This window comes from Aeromonas sp. 2HA2 (assembly GCF_029237345.1).
Classification (GTDB): Bacteria; Pseudomonadota; Gammaproteobacteria; order Enterobacterales; family Aeromonadaceae; genus Aeromonas; species Aeromonas salmonicida.
On record NZ_JAACGB010000013.1, the window covers coordinates 131,696 to 139,732 of the forward strand.

Genomic DNA, 8,037 nt, shown 5'->3' on the forward strand with positions numbered 1-8,037 from the left:
ACAGCCCCTGACAAGGATTTGCCCATGGATGCCCTCACTTTGCTGCTCAACCGCCACTCCTGTGGCCGCCTGACCACTCCCGCCCCCAGCGGTGAGGTGCTCGACAATATCCTCAAGGCGGGCTTGCGCGCGCCGGATCACGGCACCCTGACTCCCTGGCAGTTCATCCTGTTTGAAGGGGAGGGGCGTGAGCGGCTGGGGGCTCTGCTGGCCGAGGCGGCCCGTGCCCGTGGCGAAGATGAAGAGAGCATCAAGAAGTGCCAGGAGGCGCCGCTGCGCGCTCCCTTGCTGGTGGCCGTTGCCACCCGTTATCAGGCCCACCCCAAGGTGCCGAAACTGGAGCAGGAGCTCTCCGCCGGTTGCGCCCTGATGGCGATGCAGATGGCGGCGCAAGCCCAGGGCTTCAACGGCATCTGGCGATCCGGCTGGTTCATCTTCGATGAGTTGATCAACAAGGGGCTGGCACTGGCACCGGAGGATCAACTGGTGGGCTTTCTCTACCTCGGCACCCCCATGCTGGAGGCGCGCAAGTTGCGCGAACTGCCGCCAGGCGAGTTTGTTCGCCGCTTCTAAGCTGCTTGAATTTCAGACAAAGCCCTGACTTTTCAGGGCTTTTTTATCTCGCGCGTTCACGAATCTGAGGCTGTACTGATAAATAAATACTTGCCAAGAGGGGGACGGGGCTTGGCAGAGAATTTTTTAAATAGTGAGAGGCTGTTCTCAATCCTGGTTGATTACGCTATGTAAAACGTTTGCGCCTCGTTAATATCCCTGTGCCAGTTTAGAAGGTGACCCCTTCTAATTTTCTGCGATGAGAGTCGCAATTCCGTAGCACCTTTTTACAGCCCAACGTCTTCATGACATTGGGCTTTATTTTTATGGGCAAGATTTTTTTTGGCTCCAATTGAGATTTGGATCGCGATCAAGGTTCACGCTTTTCCTTATAAAATCGGGGTCAGGATCCCGCTTCGCTTGCAGATAATAACAAGAGAGTGGGTTATTCCCATTGAGGTAGCCCACTCTGCATTTCTTGCCAGCCGGAGGCTTTATGTGGTTCAACAGCAAACTAAAAATGGAAAATCAGCAGCTGCGGGAGGCCCTGAGTCTCAAGGAGGAGCAACACCAGCAGGCGCTGGCCGAGCTGCGCGCCACCATAGGTGAGTATGAGCAGATGCAGCGCAATAGCAGGGAGAGTAGTGACCTCTTCAACCAGGTGATCTCGTGCCAGAACAAGGGGGGCGAGATGCTGCAGAGCGTGCGTGAAGCGCTGGCGGGCAGTGCCGAACATCTGATGGAAGAGAAGAGCGCGCTCTCGGAGCTGGATCAACTGTTCGCCCAGACCCGCAGTGCCATCGGCCGCCTCTCCGAGCGGGCCCATGCCATCACAGGTGAAGCCGAGCGTAGCCTCAAGGCAGTCAACCAGCTCGATGCCACCACGTCGGCCATCAACCAGTTTGTTGCGGCCATACAGGGTATTTCGGAACAGACTAATCTGCTGGCCCTCAACGCGGCTATAGAAGCAGCCCGAGCCGGGGAAGCTGGCCGCGGCTTTGCCGTCGTGGCCGACGAGGTGCGGCAATTGGCCAGCAAGGCTCACGAAGCCAGTCGCCAGATTGAGGGGCTGGTCAAACAGATCGTCGGCCAGGCGCAGGATATCAAGCTCATCATCGATGACAATCAGGCCAGCGCCGCCGAAGTGGCGACCTCCTCTTCCCAGATCGATGCAGTCGTGGCCCAGGTGCTGGCTCAATCCGGCAGGATGCAACAGGTGATCCACAGTGCTGCCACCACCTCTTTCCTAAATACTACCAAGCTCGATCATGCGGTCTGGAAGAACACCATCTATCGCCTTATTGATCAGCAGCACTTCCATGAACCGGTCAATGGTCATACCGAGTGTCGGCTGGGAAGGTGGTATTTCGAGGGACAAGGCGCCGAGCTCTTTGCCCAGGAGCCCGGGTTTCGCGAGCTGGATGGGCCACACAAACGGGTACACGAGAGTGGCAAAGCAGCGCTTCATGCTCGCCAGCAGGGCAATATCAAGGAGATGGTCGAGCAGCTCAAGACAATGGAAAGCGCCAGCATGCAGGTGGTGTACTGCATCGACCGCTTGCTGGGAAGTGCCTGAGCCCGTGCGTCAGGGTCCGCGCTTGCTTGCATGAGCACGGGGCGTCTCAGCGGCTGACAGGCAGGATCCGCGCCGGGTTGCCCACTACCCGGGCGCCGGCAGGCACGTCTTTGGTGACGACGGCCCCCGCGCCGACGATGGCTTCCCGCCCGATGGTGACACCGGGCAGCAGTATGGCGCCGCCGCCAATCCAGACTTTGTCTTCTATGGTCACCGGCAGCGCCGTCTCCACCCCCTGGATGCGCTCATCGGCGGCCAGCGCGTGGGCAGCTGTGTAGATCTGCACGTTCGGCCCTATCATGACGTTGGCGCCGATGCGGATCGGTGCGTTGTCCAGAAACGTGGCCCCCATGTTGACGTATGATCCCGCCCCCAGGCTGATATGACGGCCATAGGTGCAGTAAAACGGCGGGCAGATAAAGGCGTTCTCCGCCAGCTCGCCGATTATCTCCTGCAACAGCGCCAGCTGTTCATCCTCCTCTTCCGCCCGATTGAAGCCGCGATAGCGGCGCGCCGTCTCACGGCGCAGGACATCCAGCTCCGGCGCCATGCAGTTATAGGGCTGGCTACTGATCATCTTCTGATATTCGGTCATGGGGATTCCTGCTCTATGGTTGGCATGAGGCGATTTGGGTGGCAAGCGCAGCACCTCCAGTGCAGACCTGTCCACCTGCAGCAAGCGCACTGACAGAGGCATATATTACTGCTTTGTCAGCGGGATAAGAGTGAGCCTCAGCCCAGAGCCGGCATCACCAGGTGTTGTGGCCTGCCCTCGGCAAAGGCCAGCACGTTGGGCAAAGCCAGGAGAGGTTCGTTATCCAGGTTGGCGGGCTCGCTATCGAACACATCCAGTGCCGCTCGCCGGGTGGGATTTGCACTGAGCACCGCATGGAGTGCGCCAGATTCAATGAGCTCGGCCCGGCTGGTATTGACCAGCAAAGAGTCTGCCTTCATTCGAGCCAGGTCGGCACGGGTGACGCAGGCTCGAGTGAGCTCGTTGAGCCGCAGATGCAGGGACAAGACATCGGCACGTTGGAAAAACGCTGTCTTGTTGGGGGCGGCGTCGAATCCATCCTGTGTCGCCCGCTGACGAGAAGATTCGCTACCCCATACCAGCACAGACATACCGAATGCATTGCCGTAACGGGCAATGCGCTGACCTATCTTGCCGTAGCCCCAGATACCGAGCGTCAGACCGTACAGGGTGCGTCCCAGGCCGAGTGAGCCCGATTGCTGCCACTGGCCCTTGGTCAACTCGCGAGTGTAAGCCGGAATATGGCGGGAGGCTGCCATTATAAGTGCCCAGCAGAGTTCTGCAGGTGCAATGGGGCTGCCTACCCCTTCGGCAACTGCGACTCCGTACCGCTGGCACAGTGCCGGGTCGATATGCTGGCTGATTTTGCCGGTCTGGCTGATGAGTTTGAGGGTGGGAAGCCGCATCAGCAGCTGTTCATCGATACGAGTACGCTCGCGGATCAGCACCAGTGCTTCTACTCCCTCCAACATGGCGGCGAGGCGCGCTGTACCGGGTTCGCTCTGGTTGAGGATGGTAACGTCATGACCCGCCAGCAAGGCAAAGCAGGGCAGGTGACGAACCTGATCCTGATAGTCATCCAGAATGGCAATCTTCATCCGTTCCTCTTGTGTATCAAGCAATTGTCCTGAGGGGGAGAGGCGCGCCCCTTGGCTTCTTGGCGGGGGCAGGCGAGACGATGCCCAGTTTTCATTGCAGATTCAAGTGGTTCAGTTTGGAATTGGTGATGGGGCGGACCGGGCTGGCCGCCCCGTTGTCATGCTGGACGGCAAGGGGGAAGCGGGGCGTCGTGTTCGATCAGGCTGGCCAGCTCGCCGCTCTCATCCTTGAGGGCAACCCCGGTCAAGCGGCGGTTGAAGGCCTGCTCCAGCAACCAGGCCAGCTTGTGAGCCGCCTGGGGGAAATCGAGCCCGGCGGGACGTACGTTGGAGATGCAGTTGCGCTGTGAATCCATGCATCCGACTCTGGGTTGCCAGGTCAGGTAGAGCCCCAGACTGTCGGGGGAGGAGAGGCCGGGGCGCTCGCCAATCATCACCAGTACGGCCCGGGCCCTTAGCAGTTCCCCTACCTCATCTCCCAGTGCCACTCTGGCCTGGCTGGCGATCACCAGAGGGGCACAGGCCAACCCAAGGCGCCTGAGATGGGGTTGCAGTGCCTCGATAAAGGGCAGGGCATTCTGATGCAGGGCGGTGGAGGAGAGTCCATCACCCAGCATGATGACGAGATCGGCTTCAGCCTGCCGGGTCTGATACTCCAGGGGGGCGAGCTCGGCCTCTGTTTGCGGGAGCTGGCTCAGCAGGAGGCGGCTGGCATCGTTCAGCCGTCGGCCCAGATCCGGGCGACGCAAATACTCTTTCCGGCTGGTGGCGGCGCTGTGCACCGTCAGGACTTTGTGTCCTGTGGCGTGCAGCGCTTTGGTCAGGGCGGCCACTTCTAGGGGCTGGTGCACCGCATCTCTAGCCTGTGCATGGGCCAGACCAAACGCCAGCAGTGCCTCTGTGGGCAGGCTGACCCCGGTGCGCCCCAGCGCTATGCGGGCCGAGGTGTAGCGTTTGAGTTCCAGCCAGGGATTGAGGTGAACTATGTCACTCATGTCATGGGGATCCTTGCTCATCAGGCCACCTTGCCGCTTTGGCCAAAAGCCGTTAACAGAGGGTGGCGCAGGCTGGCATCGAGCAGTTGGCCGCCAGGGTTGGTGAGTTGCATCCGCACCAGCCAGTCTGCAAATTCCGGTGCGTGCTTGAGGCCGAGCAGCTCGCGAATATAGAGAGCGTCATGAAACGAGGTGCTCTGGTAGTTGAGCATGATGTCGTCCGCCCCGGGAACGCCGATGAGGAAGGTGAGGCCAGCGTTGCCCAGCAAGGTGAGCAGGGTGTCCATGTCATCCTGATCCGCTTCTGCGTGGTTGGTGTAGCAGACGTCACAGCCGAGCGGCACCCCCAGCAGTTTGCCGCAGAAGTGATCTTCCAGTCCGGCGCGGATGATCTGCTTGCCGTCATAGAGGTATTCCGGTCCGATGAAACCGACCACGGTATTGCACAGCAACGGCTTGAAGTGGCGAGCTACCCCGTAGGCTCTGGCCTCGCAGGTCTGCTGATCCAGTCCGTGGTGGGCATTGGCCGAGAGGCAACTGCCCTGGCCCGTCTCGAAATACATGACGTTGTTGCCAAGGGTGCCACGCCCCAGGCTGAGGGCAGCGTCATACGCCTCTTGCAATAGGGCCAGATCGATACCAAATCCTCGGTTGGCAGCCTCTGTACCGGCGATGGACTGGAACACCAAGTCTACCGGCACATTGCGCTCTATGAGCTGCAAGGTGTTGGTGACATGGGTCAAGATGCAGGATTGGGTCGGAATGGCGAAACGCTGGATCACTTCGTCGAGCATCTGGTTCAGGCTGGCCAGTACGGGCAAGTTGTCACTGGCGGGATTGATGCCGACCACCGCATCTCCCGCGCCGTACAGCAGACCGTCCAGCATGGCTGCCGCTATCCCTTGAGGATCATCGGTGGGATGGTTGGGTTGCAGCCGCACGCTGAGGTGGCCGGGCAACCCTATGGTGTTGCGAAAGGCAGTGACGACCCGGCACTTCTTGGCGGCCAGGATCAGATCCTGATTGCGCATCAGCTTGCTGACCGCGGCTGCCATCTCGGGTGTGATGCCGGGGGCTATGCGTGCCAGGGTCTGGCTGTTGGCCGTCTCAGACAGCAGCCAGTTGCGAAAATCCCCTACCGTCAAGTGGCTGATGGGGGCGAAGGCGGCGTGATCGTGGTTGTCCATGATGAGGCGGGTTACCTCATCCTGTTCGTAAGGGATCAGCGCTTCATTGAGGAAGGTTTTGAGCGGAAGGTCTGCCAGCGCCATCCTGGCCGCCATACGTTCCTCGGCGCTGTGGGCGGCCACGCCGGCCAGATAGTCACCGGAGCGGGCAGGGGTCGCCTTGGCCATCAGGGTGCGAAGGTCGGGAAACTGATAGACGTGGTGTGACAGTTGGGTGCGATACATAGGGCTCTCTCGTCGATGCAGGGTGGGGAAACAAGGCCAGCGCGTGGCCTTGCTCCTGATGGGCACAGAGGACCTGGTTCAGCTTGCCTTGACCAGCTCACCGTCACTGGCGGCAATCCCTTCATCATGGGTCAGACGGAAGTAGGCATAGCCCGCCAGCATAAGGGCGCCAAAGATCAGCGCCAGCAAGCCGTTGTAATAGACCATAGCGACCAGACAGAGTACTGCCAGTCCCAAGGCGAGAGCCGGAGCAAAAGGATAGAGAGGGGCTCTGAATGGACGCTCCAGTGCCGGTTCGCTGCGGCGCAGCTTGAACAGGGCCGCCATCGAGATGATGTACATCACAATGGCGCCAAACACCGCCATTGTGACTATGTTGGCGGTGAGGGATAGCCCGCCTATGACGATCAGCGAGTCGGAGAAGATCGCTAGGATCCCCACAACGCCACCGGCCAGAATGGCCCAGTGTGGGGTCTGGAAGCGGCGGTTGACCGAGGCCAGGGCTCCGGGCAGATAACCGGCCCGGGCCAGGGCAAAGATCTGGCGTGAGTAGCCCATTATGATGCCGTGGAAGGAGGCGATCAGGCCGAACAGCCCCAGCCAGACCAGCATGTGCAGCCAGCCGCTGCTCTCGCCCACTATCATTTTCATCGCCTGGGGCAGGGGATCATTGATGTTGGCAAGCTGGCGCCAGTCTCCGACGCCGCCTGCGAACACCATGACCCCCATGGCCAGCATGACCAGGGTCAGGATGCCACCGATGAAGGCTTTCGGAATTGTCTTCTTCGGCTCCTTGGCCTCTTCGGCCGCCATGGCAGCGCCTTCAATGGCGAGGAAGAACCAGATGGCGAACGGGATGGCGGCAAAGATACCGGGGAGAGCGCCGAGGCTGAACTCCTGCTGGCCTGCCCAGCCGTTGAGCATGAAGTTGCTGGCGCTGAAACCCGGGCTTACTACTCCCATGAAGACCAGCAGTTCGAAAATGGCGAGCAGGGTGACCAGCAACTCGAAGGTAGCGGCGATACCGACTCCGACCAGATTGAGGGTCATGAAGATGAGATAGGCGCTCACCGCCACCCACTTGGGGTCTATGGCCGGAAACTGGACGTTGAGGTAGGCCCCGATCGCCATGGCGATGGCGGGCGGCGCGAACACAAATTCCACCAGGGTGGCAAAGCCTGCGATATATCCTCCGACCGGACCAAAGGCACGGTAGGCATAGGCAAAGGGGCCTCCCGCATGGGGAATTGAGGTGGTCAGCTCGGTAAAACTGAAGATAAAGGCGGTGTACATGGTGGCCACCAGCAGGGAGGTGACCAGAAAGCCCATGGTACCTGCTTGCGCCCAGCCGTAGCTCCAGCCAAAGTATTCCCCCGAAATGACCAGTCCCACGGCGATCCCCCACAGGTGAAAAGCCCCCAGGGTTCGTTTCAGTTCCGGTTTCGCACAATCCTGTTGCTGCATACGCTTCTCCAATATGACGTTCATGGTGAAAGTCTCTGAAGAGGCAAATTGCAAAGGATATGCCATCCAGTTATATGGTTATTTAGTCATTTTTATTCATATGGTTACAGCTGTTTTATGGTCTGGGGCCAAGATGTGGCCGCTGCGTTGTTGTGGTGCAGCAGCACCAGATTGTTCGGCCGAAGTCCGGTTTTTTGCTTGTATGTGGGGCAGTGAGCAGGGGAGACACGAGAGGATGGCGGAAACAACAAGGGCACCCATCGGCTGTCTCTTATACATAAATCCCCAAGCGTCGCTTGGGGATTTTTTTGAACTTCTCTCCCATTCTGTGATCTGAACCTTTCATCGCTCTCTTCCCTGGTTCTAACATGCCCTTCACTCAACCGGCGCACTGGGCGCAGGCACA

7 protein-coding genes are annotated in these 8,037 nt (G+C 59.6%); 2 read left to right on the forward strand and 5 right to left on the reverse strand.

What is annotated here, in order from left to right; all coding sequences use genetic code 11:
- Positions 1-24 precede the first annotated feature (24 nt).
- A complete protein-coding gene (locus tag GWQ29_RS16560; protein WP_219597703.1) occupies positions 25-573 on the forward strand; it encodes an NAD(P)H nitroreductase in 549 nt (182 codons plus the stop codon).
- 499 nt (positions 574-1,072) lie between these two features.
- Positions 1,073-2,128 carry a methyl-accepting chemotaxis protein gene (locus GWQ29_RS16565; RefSeq protein WP_265420899.1) on the forward strand — a complete coding sequence of 352 codons (1,056 nt, stop codon included), beginning with the start codon at positions 1,073-1,075 and terminating at the stop codon, positions 2,126-2,128.
- Between the two features lie 46 nt (positions 2,129-2,174).
- Here GWQ29_RS16565 and GWQ29_RS16570 read toward each other — a convergent pair whose 3' ends face one another.
- The 5 genes from GWQ29_RS16570 to eat form a co-directional block, all read right to left on the reverse strand.
- On the reverse strand, positions 2,175-2,723 hold the full coding sequence (locus tag GWQ29_RS16570) for a sugar O-acetyltransferase (RefSeq protein WP_219599123.1): 549 nt from the start codon (positions 2,721-2,723) through the stop codon (positions 2,175-2,177).
- A 137-nt stretch (positions 2,724-2,860) separates the two neighbouring features.
- Positions 2,861-3,760 carry a D-2-hydroxyacid dehydrogenase family protein gene (locus GWQ29_RS16575; protein ID WP_275919873.1) on the reverse strand — a complete coding sequence of 300 codons (900 nt, stop codon included), beginning with the start codon at positions 3,758-3,760 and terminating at the stop codon, positions 2,861-2,863.
- A gap of 158 nt (positions 3,761-3,918) precedes the next feature.
- Positions 3,919-4,776: an ethanolamine ammonia-lyase subunit EutC gene (eutC, locus tag GWQ29_RS16580; RefSeq protein WP_275919874.1), complete on the reverse strand. Its 858-nt coding sequence runs from the start codon at positions 4,774-4,776 to the stop codon at positions 3,919-3,921.
- A complete protein-coding gene (locus GWQ29_RS16585; RefSeq protein WP_219590408.1) occupies positions 4,776-6,167 on the reverse strand; it encodes an ethanolamine ammonia-lyase subunit EutB in 1,392 nt (463 codons plus the stop codon). Before GWQ29_RS16585 ends, eutC begins: the two co-directional genes overlap by 1 nt.
- Positions 6,168-6,245: 78 nt before the next feature.
- On the reverse strand, positions 6,246-7,631 hold the full coding sequence (eat, locus tag GWQ29_RS16590; protein ID WP_059111394.1) for an ethanolamine permease: 1,386 nt from the start codon (positions 7,629-7,631) through the stop codon (positions 6,246-6,248).
- Positions 7,632-8,037: the final 406 nt, after the last annotated feature.